We start from the raw sequence: 22,405 nt of genomic DNA, 5'->3' as shown, positions 1-22,405 counted from the left end.
GGGTCACGCGCCGGCGGCCGGCAGGGCCCGGACCCACTCCTCGATCGCCCGCGCCGTCAGTGCCGAGTGCTCCTTGGCGAGCGACAGGTGGTCGGCCTCGATCGTGCGCACCTCGTCCACGGGCACCGAGGAGGTGTCGAAGATGAGGCCGTTGCAGGGCAGCGTGCACTTGACCAGGAGCTTCGGAGCGGTGGTGGGGGGCGCTTCGATGCTGGTCATGGCCATGAACCAGTGGGCCATGGCGGACATCCGCGCACTGTTGAGGTTGACCGACGGGGAGTCGACGTCGGCCAGGTAGAAGCGCATGGTCCGGTCGAGGTCGTTTCCTTCGCCCTGCTCGTAGCGCACGCTCGGGGTGTCCAGCAGGACGACCGCCTCGGGGCGGACCCCCCACGTCTCCTCCAGCACACCCGCGGCCTGGTAGGCGAGCGAGCCGCCGGAGGAGTGGCCGATCAGGACGAACGGTTCGCCGTCACTGGCGTGCAGGACACTCTCCGCGACGATCCTGCCCGCGGCCTCACTGGTGGCGGGCAACGGTTCGCCCGGAGCGAATCCCATGAGCGGGAGCGCGGAGACATGCCGCTTGCCCCGGAAGTGCGCCGCGATGCGGGCGTACTGGTGCACGCCCCCGGTGGCTCCCGGTGCGCTGACGAAGACCAGGCGGGGGCTGCTCGGTCCCTCGGCCAGGGTGACCGGAGCGGACAGCTCCTCCAGCTCGGCCGGGCTCTCGAAGGTGGGCCGGGTGTTGGCGACCGCCCTCAGCAGGCGCATGGCCTCGACCAGTTTGCCGGCCTTCGCCGCGTTGAAGAACAGTCCTTCCACCGTGTCGTCCGCGTGATGGGCCGTTCGCACGCCACCGGCCGCCGTGGGCGCGGCCTTCGGGTCGTGTTGGTTCACGAACTCGGTGTGCAGCCACGCGGCGAGCTTGACGGGCGTCTCGTTGTCGAACACCACCGAGGACGGCAGTCGCATGCCGAGCACGTCGGCGAGCTGGTTGCGGAGTCCGACGGAGGCCAGGGAGTCGAAACCGAGTTCGAGGAAGCGGCGCTCGGGGTTGATCGCGCTCGCGTCCCGGTGGCCGAGCAGACCGGCGGCGTACCCCGTCACCACCTCCATGAAGAGGCTCGCCTGCGCCGCGGTTTCGAGCCCGCGCAGCCGCTCCCGCAGGGTGACGGCGGACCTGTCCCCCGCCGTGGCCGTCCGGCGCGCGGCCGGGACCAGGTCCCGCCACAGGGCCGGCAGCGCCTGCTGCACCTGGAGTCCCGCGATGTTGACACGGGCCGGGACGACGGGCGTTTCCGCCCGGCCGATCGCGGCGTCGAACAGGGCCAGGCCCTGTTCCATGGACAGCGGCGGCATACCGGACCGGGACATCCGCTCCATGTCCGATGTGTCCAGGGAGCCGGTCATTCCACTGCCCTCGGCCCAGGGGCCCCAGGCCAGCGAGGTGCCGGGCAGGCCCAGCCCCCTGCGGTGCCGGACCAGTGCGTCCAGGAACGCGTTGGCCGCGGCGTAGTTGCCCTGTCCCGGGGCGCCCAGCACACCGGAGACGGACGAGTACAGCACGAACGCCGAGAGATCCAGTCCGCGCGTCGCCTCGTGCAGGTGCCAGGCCGCGTCCACCTTCGGCCGCAGCACCCGCTCCATCAGCTCGGGCGTCAACGACCCCAGCATCGCGTCGTCCAGGACACCGGCGGTGTGCACCACGGCCGTGAGCGGATGCTCGGCCGGTACGGCCGCCACCAGCGCGGACACCGCGTCCCGGTCGGCCACGTCGCACGCGGCGACCGAGACCTCGGCGCCCAGGGCAGCCAGCTCCGCCCGCAGTTCCGCGACGCCCGGCGCCGCTTCGCCGCGACGGCTGGCCAACAGCAGTCGCTTCACCCCGTGTTCGGCCGCCAGGTGACGTGCCAGGCCGCTGCCGAGGCCACCCGTACCACCGGTGATCAGCACCGTCCCGTGACCGGACCACGGCCCGCCGGCGTCCACCGGCCCTGCCGGGTTCCCGGGCAACCGTGTCATGCGGGCCGCGCGGACCGTGTTCGCACGCACCACCAGTTGCTGCTCGTCCAGGGTGATCAGGCCGGGCAGCTCCGCGGCCGAGACGAACGCGTCGTCCAGGTCCACCAGCAGGAAGCTGCCGGGGTTCTCGGTCTGGGCGGAGCGCACCAGGCCCCATACCGCGGCCGCGGCCAGGTCCTGGACGTCCTCGCCGTCGAGGGCGATGGCGCCCCGGGTCACGAACACGAGCCGCGAGTTCGCCAGCCGCTCGTCCGCCAGCCATTCCTGCAGCAGACCCAGCACCCAGGTCGTCAACGCGCGCACCGACGCGGGCCCGGCGTCCGCCGCGTCACTCACGACGGGCACCAGGAAGACGTCCGGTGCGACGCCGTTGTCGCCGACCGCCCCGGTCAGGGTGTCCCCGTACCCGGTGATGGACTCGTCGGCCCGGTGCATCGCGTAGGCGAGGTCGAGTTCATCGGCACCGACGACGGCCCAGCGCGTGCCCGCCGCGGCCGCGGCACCCGCCGGGACCTCGGCCCACTCGACACCGAACAGCGACGCCTGGCCGCCGGTCGCCGTGACCGCCACCCGCTGGTCGCCGGTCAGCGGACGCAACGTCAGCGACTCCGCCGAGATCACCGGGGCACCCGAGGTGTCGACGGCGGTGAACGACAGGGAGTCCCCGTCGGTGGCGGTCAGTCTGACGCGAAGCGCCGAGGCACCGGAGGCGTGCAGGGTGAGCCCGCCCCACGCGCCGGCCACGACCCCACCGTCGGTGTCACCGGCGGCCAGCAGGCCGGCGGCCCGGACGACACCGTCCAGCAGCGCCGGGTGCATCGCGAACGCCCCGGTGGACGCCGCCTCGCGAGGAAGCGTCACTTCCGCGAACCACTCCCCGTCACGGCGCCAGGCGGCCCGCAGCCCCTGGAACACCGGTCCGTAGGCCAGTCCGGCCCGGTCGAGTCGCGGATACAGGTCGGCGAGGTCGACCGGCTGCGCCCCCGTGGGGGGCCACACACCGTCCTCGAACCCGTCGGCCCCCTCGGTCCCGCCCGTCGGCTCGGAGGCGACGAGCACACCGTGGGCGTGCGATGTCCAGTCCCCGTCCACGGCGTCCGTGGGCCGGGAGTGGACGGTGACCGCACGCCGGCCGGGCCCGTCCGCCCCGCCGACGCGGACCTGGACCGAGACCGCGCCCCGCTCGGCGAGGACCAGCGGGGCGTCCAGGGTCAGCTCCGCCACCCGGTCGCAGCCCGCCTGGTCCCCGGCCCGGACGGCCAGTTCGACGAACGCCGTCCCGGGCAGGGTGATCCGGCCCATGACCCGGTGGTCGGCCAGCCAGGGGTGCGTGGCCACCGACAGCGTGCCGGTCAGGACCAGCTCGTCGGAGCCCGCCACGGACATCGCCGCGCCCAGCAGCGGATGCTCGGCGGGTATCAGCCCGAGCCCCGCGGCGTCACCGCCACGCGCCGAGACCGTCGGCCAGAACCGCTCGCGCTGGAACGCGTACGTCGGCAGGTCCACGCGACGGACGTCCGTGCCCCGGAAGAACGCGTCCCAGTCCACCGTGACACCGCCGGCGTGCAGCTCGGCCAGGGCGGTGACGGTCGTGAGTTCCTCGGGGCGGTTCCTACGCAGCACGGGTACGACGGCCACCGCCTCGTCCGCCAGCGTCTCCTGGGCCAGGGCCGACAGCACGGCGTCCGGGCCCAGTTCGACGAAGGTGGTCACGCCCTGCTTGAGGAGCGTCCGCGTGCCGTCGGCGAAACGCACCGCCTCGCGTACGTGCCGCACCCAGTAGTCGGCCGAGCACAGCTCCTCGGCCACCGCCACGTCGCCGGTGAGGTGGGAGACCACGGGAATGGCCGGTGCCTTGGGCGACAGGCCCCGCACGACGGTGCGGAAGTCGTCCAGCACCGCGTCCATCAGCGGTGAGTGGGACGCGATGCTGATCGACAGCCGGGACGTCTTGCGGCCCTGGGCCGACAGCCGGGCCGCGACCTCCAGTGCCGCGTCCTCGTCGCCGGAGATCACCACGGACGAGGGGCCGTTGACCGCGGCGATCGACAGCTTCTCGGTCAGCAGCGGCAGGACCTCCTCCTCGGAGGCCTGCAGTGCCACCATTGCCCCGCCCGCCGGCAGCGCCTGCATCAGCCCCGCGCGGGCCGCCACCAGCCGGCAGGCGTCCTCCAGCGAGAACACCCCCGCCACGTGGGCGGCCACGACCTCGCCGATGGAGTGGCCCGCCACGAAGTCGGGGGTGACGCCCCACGATTCCAGCAGCCGGAACAGCGCCACCTCGACCGCGAACAGGGCGGGCTGGGTGAAGCCGGTCCGGTTCAGCGGCTCCGGGTCGTCGGCCCACATCACCTCCCGCAGCGGTCGCTCCAGCGCCGGGTCCAGCCGGGCGAGAACGGCGTCCAAGGCCTCGGCGAAGACGGGGAAGCGCTCGTAGAGCTCCCGGCCCATGCCGATCCGCTGGCTGCCCTGCCCGGAGAACAGGAACGCGAGCTTCCCACCCGAGACCACGCCGTGGACCACCGCGGCCGTCGGCTCACCGGCGGCCAGTGCCGTCACGGCGTCCACCGCCTCCGCGAGGCCGGCGGCCGGTACGACGGCCCGGTGCTCGAAGGCCGTCCGGCCCGTCGCGAGCGAGAAGCCGATGTCCGCGGGCCGTGCCCCGGGGTGCGCTTCGAGCCACGACAGCAGCCGGTCCGCCTGCCCGCGCAGCGCCTCGGGGGACTTGCCCGACAGGGTCCACGGCACCACACCGGGCTGCAGGGCGCCGTCGATTCCGGTGTCCTCGGCCGGCGGGGCCTGCTCGAGGATCACGTGCGCGTTCGTGCCGCTGATGCCGAACGACGACACACCGGCACGTCGCGCACGGCCCGTCTCCGGCCACTCCCTGCTGTCCGTCAGCAGCTCCACCGCACCGGCGTCCCAGTCCACGTGCGAGGACGGCGTGTCCAGGTGCAGACTGCGGGGCAGCACCCCGTGCCGTATCGCCATGACCGTCTTGATCACACCGGCGACGCCGGCGGCGGCCTGCGTGTGGCCGATGTTCGACTTCAGCGAGCCCAGCAGCAGCGGACGCTCCCGGTCCTGGCCGTAGGTGGTCAGGAGTGCCTGCGCCTCGATCGGGTCACCCAGTGTGGTGCCCGTGCCGTGGGCCTCGACCGCGTCCACGTCGGCCGGGGACAGCCCGCCGCTGGCCAGGGCCTGGCGGATCACCCGCTGCTGGGAGGGGCCGTTCGGAGCCGTCAGACCGTTCGACGCGCCGTCCTGGTTCACGGCGCTGCCGCGCAGCACCGCGAGGACCGGGTGGCCGTTGCGCCGGGCGTCGGAGAGCCGCTCCACCAGCAGCATGCCGGCCCCTTCCGACCAGGCCGTGCCGTTCGCGGCGTCGGAGAAGGACTTGCAGCGCCCGTCGGGTGCGAGGCCGCCCTGCTGGCTGAAGCCGGCGAAGTTCGCGGAGGTCGCCATCACCGTCGCGCCACCGGCAAGTGCCAGCGAGCACTCACCGTTGCGCAGCGCCTGCGCCGCGAGGTGCAGCGAGACCAGCGACGAGGAGCAGGCCGTGTCCACGGTCACCGCGGGTCCTTCGAGCCCGAGGGTGAAGGACAGCCTGCCCGACAGGACGCTCGCCGCCAGACCGGTACCGGCGTAGCCGCCCATGTCGTCCTGCGATGCCAGCACCAGGTGGACGTAGTCCTGGTCGCTGGTGCCCACGAAGACACCGGTCCTGGTGCCCCGCAGCGAGACCGGGTCGATTCCCGCGCGTTCCATCGCCTCCCAGGACACCTCCAGCAGCAGGCGCTGCTGGGGGTCCATCGCCACCGCCTCGCGCGGCGAGATCCCGAAGAACCCCGGGTCGAAGTCCGCGAGGTCGTGCAGGAATCCGCTCTCGAGCGTCGCGCTGCCGCCCTGTCCGTCGGCGGCCAGCACATCCAGGTCCCAGCCGCGGTCGGTCGGGAAGCCGCTGATCGCGTCGCCACCGGAGGCGACCAGATCCCACAGTTCCTCCGGGGAGCGGACTTCGCCAGGCAGCCGGCAGGCCATTCCCACGATCGCCACCGGCTCGTGCCGGCCGGATTCGACCTCCCGCAGGCGCTGCCGGGTCTCGTGGAGATCGGCGGTGACCCACTTCAGGTAGTCGACGAGTTTCTTGTCGTCCGGCATCCTCAGGGAACCTTCCTTGTAAAAATCGACCGGGGCTCAGCGGTCATTCATCCGGCCGAGCTCGTTGTCAATGAAGGCGAACACCTCGTCGGTACTCGCCGCCTCGATGCGTTCCGTCACCGCGAGTCCCCCGGTCTCCGTGCCGGTTTCCGTCAGCCGGGCCAGCAACTGCCGTAGCCGTACCGCGACTCCGGACTTCGTGACCTCGTCGGGGTCGCCCGCCGACAGTGCCGCTTCGAGCCGGTCGAGTTCGGCCAGCGGGGACAGTGCGGTGGCCGGGGTGGAGTCGCCCAGCAGGGCCGTCGCGAGGTACTCGGAGACAGCCAGCGGAGTGGGGTGGTCGAACACCAAAGTGGTGGGCAGCTTCAACCCCGTCGCGGTGTTCAGCCGGTCGCGCAGCTCCACCGCCGTCAGGGAGTCGAAGCCCAGCCGACGGAACTCCTGGTCGGCCACGATCGTGTCCGGTGCGGGGTGTCCCAGCACGGCGGCGACCTCGGTCCGCACCAGCTCCGTCAGCAGTTGTGCCCGCTCGTTCTCGCGCACCCCTTCCAAGCGCTGGAGCAGGCCGGCCGACCGTCCTGCGGATGCCGCGGTGCGGCGACGGGTTCGTACCAGCCCTCGGAGGATCGACGGTATCTCACCGGCCGATCGAGCGGTCCCCTCAGCCGTCAGCCCTAGGGAGACCACCAGAGGCTCGTCCAGATCGCATGCCGTCCCGAAGAGCGCCAGGCCCTGTTCGAGCGTCAGCGGCGGCATTCCGAAACGGTCCGTCCGCTCCGTGTCCGCGGGCAGGGCAGGTGACGTGCCGCTGCCTCGAGCCCAGGGGCCCCACGCCACGGACGTTCCCGCGAGGCCCAGGTTCCTGCGGTACTGGGCCAGGGCGTCCAGGAACGCGTCGGCCGCGGAGGAGCCGGCCCGCTCCGGGCTGCCCAGCACGCCCGAGACGGAGGAGCACAGGACGAACGCCGACAGGTCCATCTCGCGCGTCGCCTCGTGCAGGTGCCACGCCGCGTCCGCCTTCGGCCGGAGCGCTTCGGCCAGTCGCTCGGGGGTCAGCGAGGCGAGCGCACCGTCGTCGTGGACACCGGCGGTGTGCACGACCGCTGTCAGCGGGTGCCCCGCGGGGACCGACGCGAGCAGCGCGGCCAGGTCGGCGCGGTCCGCGAGGTCGCAGGCGGCGACGGTGACCGTGGCTCCGGCGGCCGTCAGCTCCGCCGCCAGTTCCGCCGCCCCGGGCGTCTGCGGCCCGCTCGGGCCTGCCAGCAACAGGTGTCGTACGCCCTTCTCGGCGACCAGGTGGCGGGCCAGCTCTCCCCCCAGGCCGCCCGTACCGTCGGCGATGAGGACCGTGCCGTCCGGGTCCCAGGCCCGTGCGTCCGGCACCACCTCCTGGGGCACGCGGACCAGCCGCGCGACCCGGACGGCCTTGTCCCGCACCGCCAACTGGTCTTCGTCGCGGGCCAGGAGGGCCGGGACCAGGGACGGTACGAGCACGTCGTCCAGGTCGGCGAGCAGGAAGCCGCCGGGGCTCTGCGCCTGGGCGCTCCGTACCAGGCCCCACACCGCGGCGGCTGCCGGATCGGTCACGTCCCCGTCGCCCACGGCGACGGCGCCGCGGGTCACGAACACCAGCCGCGAGGCGGACAGCCGCAGGTCGGCCGACCACTCCTGCAGCAGAGCGAGCACCCGGGCCGAAACGGCCCGCACCGACGCGGGCAGCGCCTCCGTCCCACCGGCGGAGACGACCGGGACCATGACCGTGCCCGGGACGGCACCTTCGCCGTCGAACAGCTGCGCAAACGAGTCCACCCGCCGCACGGACCGTTCGCCGTCCGACTCCAGGGCGTCGACGAGGCCGAACGGGTCGGCACCGACGACGGCCCACCGGCCGCCGTCGGCCACCGGGTCGTGGGTGTGCGGTGCGTCGGGCCACTCGATGCGAAGCGTCGCCACCCCCTCGGCAGCGGCGGCAGCCGTCTCCCCGACCTGGGCCGGGCGCAGGACCATGGACGTCGCGGAGAGCACCGGGGCGCCCTCGATGTCGACCGCGGCGAGGGACACCGCGTCCGCGCCGGTGGCGGTCAGACGCACCCGGACGCTCGACGCGGCTCCGGCGTGCACCGACAGGCCGCTGAACGAGGCAGCCACCAGGCGGCCCTGCGTTTCCTCCGGCATCGCGAAACCGGCGGCCTGGGCCACGGCTTCGAGCAGCGCCGGATGCACGGCGAACGCCGCCGCGTCCGTGACCTGCTCGGGCAGCGCGGCCTCGGCGAACACGTCGGTGCCGCGCCGCCATACCGCGCTCAGGCACTGGAACACCGGGCCGTGGGCGACGCCGTCCTCGGCCGACTCCTCGTAGTGGCCGTCCAGGTCCACCTGCTCGGCGCCCTCGGGCGGCCAGGTGGTCGCGTCGAATCCGGCGGCGGCGTCTTCGGCACCGTCGGTGAGTGTGCCTTCGGCGTGCCGCGTCCACGGCGCACCCGTCGTGCCTTCGGGGCAGGAGTACACGCCGAGCGGGCGCCTGCCCTCGTCATCGGGGGTACCGATCCGCACCTGGAGCCGCACGGCGCCCTGTTCGGGCAGCGTCAGCGGGGCCAGGAGCGTGAGGGTGTCCACCCGGTCGCAGCCGACCTGGTCCCCCGCCCGGACGGCGAGTTCCGCGAAGCCGGCGCCCGGCAGCGACACCGCACCGCCGACCCGGTGGTCCGCCAGCCACGGGTGCGTGGCGAGCGACAGCCTGCCGGTCAGCACCACCTCGTCCGACCCGGCCATGATCACCGCGGCACCCAGCATCGGGTGCCCGGCGGACGTCAGCCCCAGGCCCGACACGTCGCCCACAGCGGCCGACACGCGCGGCCAATAGCGCTCGCGCTGGAAGGCGTAGGTGGGAAGCTCCACCCGCCGGGCGCCGGTCCCGGCGAAGTACGCCGTCCAGTCGACCGGGACGCCCTGTACGTGCAGCCGGGCCAGGGCGGTGACGGCAGCGGTCTCCTCGGGCCGGTCCTTGCGCAGGACGGGAACCGTCATGGTCCCCTCGGGCACGCTCTCGGCGGCCATCGCCGAGAGCACTCCGTCCGGGCCCAATTCCAGGAGGACGTTCGCGCCTTCACCGGCCAGGGTCCGCACCCCCTCGGCGAAGCGCACGGTCTCACGGACGTGGCGCACCCAGTACTCGGGCGAGCACAGTTCCTCGGAGGTGGCGAGCCGGCCGGTGAGGTTGGAGACCACCGGCACCGACGGTGCGTGGAACGACAAGCCGCTCACCACCGCGTGGAAGTCCGCCAGCATCGGCTCCATCAGCGGCGAGTGGAAGGCGTGCGACACCGGCAGTCGATGCGTCTTACGGCCCTCGGCCGCAAGCTTGGCCGCGAGCTCCAGGACGGCGTCCTCGGCGCCGGAGACGACCACCGACGACGGGCCGTTGACCGCCGCGACCGACACCTCGTCGGTCAGTAGCGGCAGCACCTCCTCCTCGGGCGCCTGCACGGCCACCATCGCACCGCCCGCGGGCAGCGCCTGCATCAGACGGGAACGGGCGGCCACCAGGCGGCACGCGTCCGGCAGCGGGAAGACGCCCGCCACATGCGCGGCCGCCACCTCACCGATGGAGTGACCGGCCACGTACTCCGGGGTGATTCCCAGCGATGCCACCAGCCGGAACAGCGCCACCTCGACCGCGAACAACGCGGGCTGTGTGTAACCCGTCTCGTTCAGCAGGCCGGCGTCCTCGCCCCACATCACCTCGCGCAACGGGCGGTCCAGCGACAGGTCCAGCTCCGCGAACACCGCGTCCAAGGCCTCGGCGAACACCGGGAAGCGTTCGTACAGCTCCCGGCCCATGCCCAGTCGCTGCGCACCCTGTCCCGAGAACAGCACGGCCGGCCGGCGGTCGGCCAGCGCGCCGCGAGCCGCCTCGACGATGCCGTCCCCGGAGGACAGGAGCACCGCTCGGTGCTCGAACACCGACCGGCCCGCCGCCAGCGAGTACCCGACGTCGAGCGAGGACGCCGTGGTGCCGTCGGCCGCGTAGGACCGCAGATTCTCCAGCTGAGCGTCCAACGCCGCCTCGGTCCGGCCCGACACCACCCACGGCACCACGCCCGGGACCGCCACCGGCCCCTGGGTCACCGGGGGTTCGGCGAGCGGTGCCTGCTCCAGGACGACGTGCGCGTTGGTGCCGCTGATGCCGAACGACGAGACACCGGCGCGACGCGCACGGCCCGACTCCGGCCAGGCCGTCTGTTCCGTCAGCAGTTCCACCGAGCCCGCCGACCAGTCCACGTGCGACGAGGGTTCGCTCACGTGCAGCGTGCGCGGCAGCACGCCGTGCCGCATCGCCATGACCATCTTGATGATGCCCGCGACACCGGCCGCGGCCTGCGTGTGACCGAGGTTCGACTTCACCGAACCCAGCCACAGCGGACGCTCCGCGTCCCGGTCACGCCCGTAGGTGGCCAGCAGCGCCTGCGCCTCGATCGGGTCACCCAGCTTCGTGCCCGTGCCGTGCGCTTCCACCGCGTCGACATCGGCCGGGGACAGACCACCGCCGGCCAGCGCCTGGCGGATCACCCGCTGCTGCGACGGACCGTTCGGAGCCGTCAGGCCGTTCGACGCACCGTCCTGGTTGACCGCGGAGCCCCGGACCACCGCGAGCACCGGGTGGCCGTTGCGCCGGGCGTCGGAGAGCCGCTCCACCACGAGCATGCCGATGCCTTCCGACCACGCGGTGCCGTCCGCGTCGTCGGAGAACGCCTTGACCTGGCCGTCCGGGGACAGGCCGCCCTGGCGGCTGAAGCCGGCGAAGCTCGTCGACGTCGCCATCAGGGTGACGCCACCGGCCAGGGCGAGCGAGCACTCGCCACCGCGCAGTGCCTGCGCGGCCCAGTGCAGGGACACCAGCGACGACGAGCACGCCGTGTCCACGGTCACCGCGGGACCCTCGAAGCCGAACGTGTAGGACAGCCTGCCCGAGATGACACTGGCCGCGAGCCCGGTGCCCGCGTGGCCCTCCACGTCGTCGCGCGCCTTGAGGACGAGATTGGCGTAGTCCTGCCCGTTGGTACCGACGAAGACGCCGGTCCGGCTGCCGCGCAGCGTCGCCGGGTCGATCCCGACGTGCTCGAAGGCCTCCCAGGACACCTCGAGCAGGAGGCGCTGCTGCGGGTCCATCGCCACCGCCTCGCGGGGCGAGATCCCGAAGAAGTCCGCGTCGAACTCCGCGGCGTCGTAGAGGAAGCCGCCCTTGCCGGTCGCGCTGGCGCCCTGCCCGCCGCCGGCGAGGAGGTCGAGGTCCCAGCCACGGTCCGAGGGGAATCCCGCGATGCCGTCGCGGCCGTCGACCAGCAGCTCCCACAGCTCTTGCGGCGAGTACACCCCGCCGGGGAAGCGGCACGCCATGCCGACGATCACGATCGGGTCGTCCGTGGGCGCGGCGGGGGTCGCGACGGGAGCGTCCGAATCCGCCCGCTCGTCCACCAGCTCGGCCACGAGGTGTTCGGCGAGGGCACGGGGGGTGGGGTAGTCGAAGACGAGGCTGGTGGGCAGGGGCAGGCCGGTCGCGCCCATGAGCTGGTTGCGCAGCTCCACAGCCGTCAACGAGTCGAAGCCGAAGTCCCGGAAGGCCTTGTCGCCGCTGATCGCCTCGGCACCGGCGTGCCCGAGGACGGCGGCGGCCCGCGTGCGCACCATCGAAAGCACCAGGGCCAGGCGCTCGGCACCGGTCGCGTTCGTCAGCTGTTGCCGTAGGCCGGACACCGCCGACTCGCTGTCCCGGCGGGCCTCGCGCACGGCCTCCGCCGCCCGGAGCGCCTCGGGCAGCTCGTCGAGCAGCGCGCTCGGCCGGAGGCTCAGGAGCGCCTCCAGCACGCGTGGCTGTCGCAGGTCCGCGAGCACGACCGACGCCGCCGGTTCGGCCACGGCCCGGGACAGTGCCGTGATCGCGGACTCGGGGTCCAGGACGGCACCGCCCGTACGCACGTCCGCCCGGTCGGCCATGCCGTCGCCCGCCCAGGCCCCCCAGGCGATCGACGTCGCCGGGAGGCCGGCCGCGCGCCGCCGTTCGGCGAGGGTGTCCAGCACCACGTTGGCAGCGGCGTAGTTCGCCTGGCCGGGGTTGCCGACGGCGCCCGCGATCGAGGAGAACAGGGCGAACACCGACAGGTCCAGCTCACGGGTCAGCTCGTCCAGCAGGAGCGCCGGAGCGACCTTGGAGCGGAACACCGCCTCGAACCGCTCCTCGGTCAGCCCGTCGAGCACACCGTCGTCCAGCGTGCCGGACGCGTGCACCACTCCGGTCAGCGGGAACTCCTCCGGTACGGCCGCGAGGACGGCCGTGAGGCCGGCCCGGTCGGAGGCGTCGCAGGCGGTGACGGTGACCTGGGCTCCGAGCGCGGTCAGTTCGTCCCGCAGTTCCGGTGCGCCGGGCGCCCGCAGACCGCTGCGGCTGAGCAGCAGCAGATGCCGCGCGCCGTGCCGGGCCAGCCAGCGGGCCACGTGCGCGCCCAGCGCACCGGTGCCGCCGGTGATCAGCACGGTGCCCGAGGGCTCCCAGCGCTTGTCGTGCTCCCCGCTCGGCGCGGGCACCAGCCGGCGGCCGAAGGCGCCCGAGGCCCGGACCGCGACCTGGTCCTCTCCGTCCACGCCCGCCAGGACGGCGGCGAAGCGCCGCGCGGACCGCTCGTCGAGCGTCTCCGGCAGGTCGACCAGCCCGCCCCAGTGTCCCGGGTACTCCAGCGCGGCGACCCGGCCGAGGCCCCAGACCGCGGACTGCACGAGGCTGGGCAGCCCGTCGGAGCGGCCCACGGACACCGCTCCCCGCGTCACGGCCCACAGCGGGGCGGCGATCCGGGCGTCGTTCAGCGCCTGGATGAGGACGGTGGTGCCGATCAGACCGGCGGGAACACCCGTGGCCCCGCTCGTCCCGTCGAGCGCCAGGAGAGACACGACGCCCGTGAACTCCGCTCCCTGCCCGGACAGTTCGGCGAGCTCTTCGGCCAGTCGACCGCGGTCCTGGCCGTCGACGTGGAGGCGGACCGCGTCCGGGCCGAGCGCGGCGACGGCCGCATCGACCCACGCGTCGTCGGTCGTGCCGGCCGGGGTGATCACCAGCCATGTCCCGGACGGCGCGGCCGAGGACACGCCCGTGAGCGGGCGCCACGCCTCGTGGTAGCGCCAGGAGTCCACCGCCGACTGCACGCGACGGCGAGTGCGCCAGGACGTCAGGGCGGGCAGCACGGCTTCGAGCGAATCGCCGTCGATCTCCAGGCTCGACGCGAGGGACGCGATGTCCTCCCGCTCCACCGCGGCCCAGAACTCCGCGTCCACGGCGTCCGTGCCGGTCGCGACGACGGCGGCGTCGGCCAGGCGCGGCCAGTACCGCTCGCGCTGGAAGGCGTAGGTGGGCAGGTCCACCCGGCGGGCGGCGGTCCCGGCGAAGAACGCCTCCCAGTCGACCGGTACACCTTGGGTGTGCAGCCTGGCCAGGGCGGTGACGGCCGCGGTCTCCTCCGGACGGTCCTTGCGCAGAACGGGAACCGTCACGGTCTCCTCGCCCACCGACTCGGCGGCCATCGCGGACAGCACACCGTCCGGACCCAGCTCCAGGAACGTCCCGACACCCTCAGCGACCAGGGTCCGTATCCCGTCGGCGAAGCGAACCGCTTCACGGACGTGCCGCACCCAGTACTCGGGCGAGCACAGCTCCTCGGGGGTAGCCACCTGCCCGGTGAGGTTCGAGACCACCGGCACCGACGGAGCAGTGAACGACAAGCCGTCGACCACCGCGCGGAAGTCCTCCAGCATCGGCTCCATCAGCGGCGAGTGGAACGCATGCGACACCGACAACCGCGACGTCTTACGACCCTCGGCCGCCAGACGACCCGCGATCTCCAGCACCGTGGATTCCTCGCCCGCGATCACCACGGACGAAGGGCCGTTGACCGCCGCGACCGACACCTCGTCGGTCAGTAGCGGCAGCACCTCCGCCTCGGTCGCCTGCACGGCCACCATCGCACCGCCCGCAGGCAGCGCCTGCATCAAACGGCCTCGCGCCGCCACCAGTCGGCAGGCGTCCGCCAGCGAGAACACACCGGCCACATGCGCGGCCGTCACCTCACCGATCGAATGACCGGCGAGGAAGTCCGGCTTCACACCCCACGAACGCACCAGACGGAACAACGCCACCTCGACCGCGAACAACGCGGGCTGCGTCCAACCCGTCTCGTTCAGCAGAGCGGCATCATCACCCCACATCACCTCACGCAGCGAGCCCTCCACCAGCGGCTCCAGCTCCGCCAGCACCACATCCAGCGCCTCCGCAAACACCGGGAAACGCTCGTACAGCTCCCGGCCCATCCCCAGCCGCTGCGCACCCTGACCCGAGAACAGCACCGCCAGCGGACGATCGACCGCCGCCACCCCACGCGCCGCCTCGACCACACCGTCAGCCGACGACAACAACACCGCACGGTGTTCGAACGCCGAGCGTGCCGTCGCCAGCGAGAAGCCGACGTCCACCGGGCCGGCGTCGTTCGTGCCGTCGGCCGCGAACGACCGCATCCGGTCCAGCTGCGCGTCGAGCGCGGCCTCGGACTTGGCCGACACCACCCACGGCACCACGCCCGGCACCACCTCGGGGCGCGTCGCCGGTGCCGTGGTCCGCGGCGCCTGCTCGACGATGACGTGGGCGTTCGTCCCACTGATACCGAACGACGACACACCCGCCCGCCGCACCCGGCCCTCCGGCCAGGCCGTCTGCTCCCTCAGCAGTTCCACCGAGCCCGCCGACCACTCCACGTGCGACGAGGGTTCGCTCACGTGCAGGGTGCGCGGCAGCACACCGTGCCGCATCGCCATGACCATCTTGATGACGCCCGCGACACCGGCCGCGGCCTGCGTGTGACCGAGGTTCGACTTCACCGAGCCCAGCCACAGCGGACGCTCGGCGTCCCGGTCACGCCCGTAGGTGGCCAGCAGCGCCTGTGCCTCGATCGGGTCACCCAGCGGGGTGCCCGTGCCGTGGGCCTCGACCGCGTCGACGTCGGCCGGGGACAGACCGCCGCTGGCCAAGGCCTCGCGGATGACGCGCTGCTGCGACGGACCGTTCGGGGCCGTCAGACCGTTCGACGCACCGTCCTGGTTGACGGCCGAGCCGCGCACCACCGCGAGAATGCGGTGGCCGTTGGCTTGCGCGTCCGACAGTCGCTCGACGACCAGCATGCCGACGCCCTCGGACCAGCCGGTGCCGTTGGCGTCGTCCGAGAACGCCCGGCACCGGCCGTCGTGGGCCAGCCCGCCCATGCGGGAGAAGCCGGCGAAGCCCATCGCGGTGGACATCACCGTCACACCGCCCGCCAGGGCCAGTGAGCACTCGCCGCTGCGCAGGGCCTGCGCGGCGAGGTGCAGGGACACCAGCGACGAGGAACAGGCCGTGTCGACCGACACGGCCGGGCCTTCGAGGCCGAGGGTGTAGGACAGCCGGCCGGAGGCGACGCTGACTGCGAGACCCGTGGTCGCGTGGCCTTCCACGTCGTCCTTGGAACGCATGATGAGCGTGGAGTAGTCCTGGCCGCTCACGCCGACGAAGACGCCGGTGCGGCTGCCGCGCAGTGCCGCCGGGTCGAGGCCGGAGCGCTCGACGGCCTCCCACGACACCTCCAGCAGCAGGCGCTGCTGCGGGTCCATGGCCAGGGCCTCGCGCGGGGAGATGCCGAAGAATCCGGCGTCGAAGTCGGCCGCTCCGCGCAGGAAGCCGCCCGCGCCGGTGAGGTCGCCGCCGCCGATGCCGTGCTGGTCCCAGTCGCGGTCGTCGGGGAATCCCGAGATCGCGTCACCGCCGGAGGCGATGAGGTGCCACAGGGCCTCCGGGGAGTCCACGCCGCCGGGGAACCGGCAGCTCATGCCGACGATGGCGATCGGCTCGTCCGTTGCCGCGGCCTTAGGCGCCGGGCTGCCGCCCGTCGCTTCGGTGTCCGCGCCCACCAGCTCGTCACGCAGGTACTCCGCGAGCCTTGTGGGGGTGGGGTAGTCGAAGACGAGGGTGGCGGACAGGGCGATGCCGGTGGTGGTCGACAGCCGGTTGCGGAGTTCGATCGCGGTCAGCGAGTCGAAACCGAGCCGACGGAACTCCTGTTCGGCGGCGATGGCCTCCGGTGAGGGGTGGGCGAGGACGACGGCGGCCTCGGCGCGGACGAGGTCGACCAGGAACCGCAGGCGCTCCTCGTCGCCGAGCCCGGCGAGCTGCTGGGCCAGGTCCTTGCGGGACGCGCGGGCGGCGCTGCTCGCCACCGAGCGGCGGCCGGTCGTGACGAGACCGCGCAGGACGGCCGGCAGGCCGTCCGCCGAGGGCAGCGCGCCGGAGCCGGAGCCGATGGGCAGCGGGACGACCAGTGCCTCGTCGGTCGTGGTGGCGGCGTCGAAGAGTGCGAGGCCCAGCTCCACCGGCAGGGGTGGCATGCCGCCGCCGCTGATGCGGCGTACGTCGCGGTCGTCGAGGGTGCTGGTCATGCCCGCGCCCTGCTCCCACGCGCCCCACGCGAGGGATGTCGCGGGCAGGCCCTGGCTGTGCCGGTGGTGGGCCAGGGCGTCGAGGAAGGTGTTGCCGGCGGCGTAGTTGCCCTGGCCGGGGCTGCCCATGACGCCGGCCGTGGAGGAGTAGAGGACGAAGGCGGCGAGGTCCAGGTCGCGGGTCAGTTCGTGGAGGTGCCAGGCGGCGTCGACCTTCGGACGGAGCACCGCGGCGAGTCGCTCGGGGGTGAGCGAGGCAATGACACCGTCGTCCAGGACACCCGCCGTGTGCACCACGGCCGTCAGCGGGTGCTCGGCCGGGATCCCGGCCAGCAGACCCGCCACGGCAGCACGGTCGGCGATATCGCTCGCGACAACGCTGACCTCGGCGCCGTGCGCCGTCAGCTCCTCACGGAGCTCCACCGCACCCGGAGCGTCCGGACCACGACGACTGACCAACAGCAGATGACGAACCGAACGCTCGGTGACCAAGTGGCGGGCCAGCTCGGCCGCGAGACCACCGGTACCACCGGTGATCAGCACCGTGCCGTCCGGGTCCCAGGCGGGGGGATTGGTCAGCACGATCTTGCCGACGTGCTTGGCGAGGCTCATGTAGCGGAACGCGTCCTTCGCACGGCGCACGTCCCAGGTCTTCATGGGCAGCGGCCGCAGGGCGCCCCGGTCGAAGAGGTCGACCAGTTCGGTCAGCATCTGCCGGATCCGGTCGGGGTCGGCGAATCCGAGGTCGAAGGACCGGTAGTCGACGCCCGGCAGGGTGTCGGCGTCGCGGATGTCGGTCTTGCCCATCTCCAGGAAGCGGCCGCCGGGCGCCAGCAGGCGCAGCGACGCGTCCACGAACTCACCGGACAGGGCGTTGAGGACGACGTCGATACCGCCGTCGCCCGCGACGGCGGCGAAGGCGTGCTCGAAGTCGGTGGTGCGCGAGGAGGCGATGTGGTCGTCGGCCACGCCCAGCGCGCGCAGGACGTCCCACTTGCCCTCGCTCGCCGTGGCGAAGACCTCCGCGCCCAGGTGGCGGGCCAGTTGGACGGTGGCCATGCCCACGCCGCCCGCGCCGGCGTGGACGAGGACCTTCTCACCGGGGCGCAGTCCGGCGAGGTCGACCATGGCGTAGTAGGCGGTGAGGAACACCAGCGGCACCGAGGCGGCGGTCTCCCACGACCAGGCGTCGGGGACGGGCGTGAGGAGCCGTTCGTCGACGATGCCCAGGGGGCCGAAGCCACCGAACAGCATGCCCATGACGTGGTCGCCGGGGCGCAGTCCGGTGACGTCCGGGCCGGTTTCGGTGACGACGCCGGCGGCTTCGGATCCGAAGAGCCCGGCCTCGCCGGGGTACATGCCGAGCGCGTTGAGGACGTCACGGAAGTTGACGCCGGCGGCCCGCACGTCGACCCGCACCTGACGGCCGGTCAGCGGTGCGAGGACCTCGGGGCAGGGGATGAGGGCCAGCCCGTCGAGGCTGCCCTTGGCGGCGCTGCCCAGCCGCCACGGGGTGCCCGCCGGGGGCACCAGGGCGCCGGCCGACGCGAGGCGCGCGAGGCGGCCGACCCGTAGGGTGCCGGCGCGGACTACGGCCTGCGGCTCGTCGGCCTCCAGCAGTCCCGGGAGGGCGGGGAGCAGGGCGGCGGAGTCCGCCGAGTCGTCGAGGTCGGCCAGGAGGAGGCGGCCGGGGTTTTCTGCCTGCGCGGACCGCACCAGGCCCCATACCGGCGCCGCGGCGACGTCGGTGACGCTCTCGTCGCCGGTCGCGACGGCACCCCGGGTCACGATCAGCAGCCGGGAGCTGGCGAACCGCTCGTCGGCCTGCCACTCCTGGAGGAGACGCAGCACGCGGTGGGTCAGTTCGTGCGCCGATTCGGGGACGCAGGTGGGGTCGCCGGTGACGGGGACGACGACGGTGTCCGCCGTCGGGTCCAGTTCGGTGAGCGTGGCGGCGTGGAGTGCGGTGACGCCGGCGGACTTCAGGGCGTCGGCCAGGGCGAGGGTGTCGTCGCCGAGGACCGCCCAGCCGGTGTGGTCGGTGTTCCCCGGCACGGTCTGCGGCACCCAGTCGAGACGGAACAGCGAGTTCATCTCGTCGCGGCGGGTGTGGGCGGCCGCCGCCTGGGGCGAGGCCGACCGCAGGGTCAGCGAGGTCACCGAGACGACGGGAGCGCCCTCGGCGTCCACGGCGATCAGTTCGACGGCGTCGGGGCCGCAGCTGGTGATCCGGACCCGCAGCACGGAGGCGCCGGAGGCGTGCAGGGAGACGCCGCTCCAGGAGAAGGGCAGCAGGCCCCGCTGGTCGCCGTCGGCGCTGGCGAAGACGGTCGAGTGCAGGACCGCGTCGAGCAGGGCGGGGTGGACGCCGAAGGCGTCGGCGTCCTTGACCCGCTGGTCGAGGGCGACCTCGGCGAAGAGTTCCTCGCCGCGTCGCCAGACCGCGCGCAGGCCCCGGAAGACCGGGCCGTAGTCCAGGCCCGTCTCGGCGTAGCGCTCGTACAGGCCGTCGAGGTCGACGGTGTCGGCGCCGTGCGGCGGCCACTGCGCGCCGTCGAAGTGCAGCGTCCGCTCGTCCTTGGCGAGCATGCCGGTGGCGTGCAGGGACCAGTCCTGGTCGGGGGCGTCGGCGGGGCGCGAGTGGAAGCGCACCTCCCGGCGGCCGTCCTCGTCCGCGCCGCCCACGTGGATCTGCACCTGGGTGGTGCCGCGCTCGGGCAGGATCAGCGGCGCCACGATGGTGAGGTCCTCGACGGACGCGCAGCCGACCTCGTCGGCGGCGCGGATCGCGAGCTCCAGGAAGCCGGTGCCGGGGAAGAAGACCATGCCGCTGACGACGTGGTCGCCCAGCCAGGGGTGGGTGCGCAGCGACAGGGTGCCGGTGAGCACCAGTTCGTCGGAGCCCGCCATCACCATCGTGGCGCCCAGCAGGGGGTGCTTGGCGGGGGTCAGGCCGAGCCCGGCGGCGTCGCCGGCGCTCATGGACGCCTGCGGCCAGAACCGCTCGTGCTGGAAGGCGTAGGTGGGCAGGTCCACCCGGCGGGCGCCGGTGCCGGCGAAGAACGCCTGCCAGTCCACGCGCACACCGGCCGTGTGGAGCCGGGCCAGGGCGGTGACGGCGGTGGTCTCCTCGGGGCGGTCCTTGCGCAGGACGGGCACGGTCGGGGTGCCGGCCGGGGCCGACTCCTGGGCCATGGCGGACAGGACGCCGTCCGGTCCCAGCTCCAGGTAGGTGCCCACGCCTTCGGCGGCGAGGGCCCGTACCCCGTCGGCGAAGCGCACGGCCTCCCGGGCGTGGCGCACCCAGTACTCGGGGGCGCACAGCTCCCCGATCTCGGCGAGGGCGCCGGTGAGGGTGGAGACGACGGGGATCGCCGGCTCGGTGAAGGCCAGGCCGGTGACGACGGTGCGGAAGTCGTCGAGCATCGGCTCCATGAGCGGCGAGTGGAAGGCGTGCGACACCGACAGCCGCGACGTCTTACGACCGTCGGCGGCGAGACGGCCGGCGAGGCCGAGAACCGCAGCCTCCTCCCCCGCGACCACCACCGACGAGGGGCCGTTGACCGCCGCGATCGACACTCCGTCGGTCAGCAGCGGCAGCACCTCCTCCTCGGTCGCCTGCACCGCCACCATCGCACCACCGGACGGCAGCGCCTGCATCAAACGACCCCGCGCGGCCACCAGACGGCAGGCGTCCACCAGCGAGAACACCCCCGCCACATGGGCCGCCGCGATCTCACCGATGGAGTGACCGGCCACGAAGTCCGGGGTGACGCCCCACGACTCGACCAGGCGGTACAGCGCGACCTCGATGGCGAAGAGCGCGGGCTGCGTGAAACCGGTCTCGTCCAGCGCCGCGGCGTCGTCGCCCCACATCACGTCCCGCAGGGGGCGGTCCAACAGCGGGTCCAGCTCGGCGAGCACCGCGTCCAGCGCCTCGGTGAACACGGGGAAGGAGCCGTACAGTTCGCGGCCCATGCCGAGCCGTTGCGAGCCCTGGCCGGAGAAGAGCACCGCGGACTTGGCCCGGCCCGCGGCGAGGCCCTCCACGGCGCCGGGGGCGGTGCCGTTCGCGGCCCAGGCGGCCAGGGCGGCGCGCAGGCCGTCGCCGTCGTCCGCCACGACGGCCAGCCGGTGCTCGAAGGCTGCCCTGGAGGTGGCGAGGGACAGCGCCACGTCCAGCGCGGCGGGGCGGGTTTCCGTCTCCAGGCGGGAGAGCAGGGCGGCCGCCTGGTCGCGCAGCGCCTCGGCTGTCCGGCCGGACAGCACCCACGGCACGGCGCCCGGCCGTCGGACGGGCTCCTCCCGCGCCGCGGGGGTGGTGTCCGCCGGCGCCTGCTCGATGATCACGTGCGCGTTGGTGCCGCTGACGCCGAAGGACGACACACCGGCCCGGCGGGGGTGGTCCGCCTCGGGCCAGTCACGGGCCTCGGTCAGCAGCGAGACGTCGCCCGCCGACCAGTCCACGTGCGAGGAGGGGGTGTCGGCGTGCAGCGTCTTCGGCAGGACGCCGTGCCGCATCGCCATGACCATCTTGATGACACCGGCGACGCCGGCCGCGGCCTGGGAGTGGCCGATGTTCGACTTGATCGTCCCCAGCAGCAGGGGCCGTTCGCGGCCCTGCCCGTAGGTGGCGAGCAGGCTCTGCGCCTCGATGGGGTCGCCGAGCGGGGTGCCCGTGCCGTGGGCCTCGACCGCGTCGACGTCCGCCGGGGACAGCCCGGCGCGCTCCAGGGCCTGCCGGATGACCCGCTGCTGGGCGGGGCCGTTGGGCGCGGTGAAGCCGTTGGAGGCACCGTCCTGGTTGACGGCGGAGCCGCGCACCACGGCGAGCACGGGGTGGCCGTTGCGCTGGGCGTCGGAGAGCCGCTCCAGGAGCAGCACGCCGACGCCCTCGGACCAGCCGGTGCCGTCGGCCGAGTCGGCGAACGCCTTGCAGCGGCCGTCGCGGGCGAGGCCGCCCTGACGGCTGAACTCGACCAGCGAGCCGGGGGTGGACATCACGTTGACGCCGCCCACGAGCGCCAGCGAGCAGTCGGCGTTGCGCAGCGACTGCACGGCCAGGTGCAGGGCGACCAGCGATGACGAGCAGGCGGTGTCGACGGTGACGGCGGGGCCTTCCAGGCCGAGCGCGTAGGAGAGCCGGCCGGAGGCGGCGCTCGCGGCGATGCCGGTGCCGACGTCGCCGGTCGCGTCGTCCAGCGACCTGACGGTCAGATAGGCGTAGTCCTGGCCGTTGGTGCCGACGAACACGCCGGTCTTGCTGCCGCGCAGCCCGTGGGCGTCGATGCCGGCCCGTTCGAAGGCCTCCCACCCGGTCTCCAGCAGCAGGCGCTGCTGGGGGTCGATGGTGACCGCCTCACGGGGGGAGATGCCGAAGAAGCCGGGGTCGAAGTCGGCGACGGAGCCGAGGAAGCCGCCGCGCTGGCTGACGCTGGTGCCCCGGTCGTCGACCTCGCTGGTGTGCAGGGCCTCCAGGTCCCAGCCGCGGTCGGTGGGGAAGCCGGAGATGGCGTCCGTGCCGGAGGCGACGAGCTGCCACAGGTCCTCGGGCGAGGCCACCGCGCCGGGGTACCGGCAGCTCATGCTGACGATGGCGATCGGTTCGGTGGCGGCGGTGACCAGTTGCCGGTTCTGCCGCCGCAGCCGCTCGGCTTCCTTCATCGCGGCACGGAGTGCTTCGACAACCTTCTCGTTGGTGCTGTTCATGTCTCTACTC

General features: G+C 73.5%; 2 protein-coding genes. Both read right to left on the bottom strand.

What is annotated here, in order from left to right; translation table 11 throughout:
• Positions 1–3: 3 nt before the first annotated feature.
• Complete coding sequence (locus JO379_RS31020) at positions 4–6,189, bottom strand: type I polyketide synthase (protein WP_443742809.1); 6,186 nt, start codon at positions 6,187–6,189, stop codon at positions 4–6.
• Between the two features lie 30 nt (positions 6,190–6,219).
• The gene (locus tag JO379_RS31015) at positions 6,220–22,395 is read right to left on the bottom strand and encodes a type I polyketide synthase (protein ID WP_209518050.1); all 16,176 of its coding nucleotides are present in this window, start codon (positions 22,393–22,395) and stop codon (positions 6,220–6,222) included.
• Between the last annotated feature and the right edge of the window lie 10 nt (positions 22,396–22,405).

This window comes from Streptomyces syringium, from assembly GCF_017876625.1.
Classification (GTDB): domain Bacteria; phylum Actinomycetota; class Actinomycetes; order Streptomycetales; family Streptomycetaceae; genus Streptomyces; species Streptomyces syringius.
This window is presented reverse-complemented; position numbering and strand designations above follow the sequence as displayed.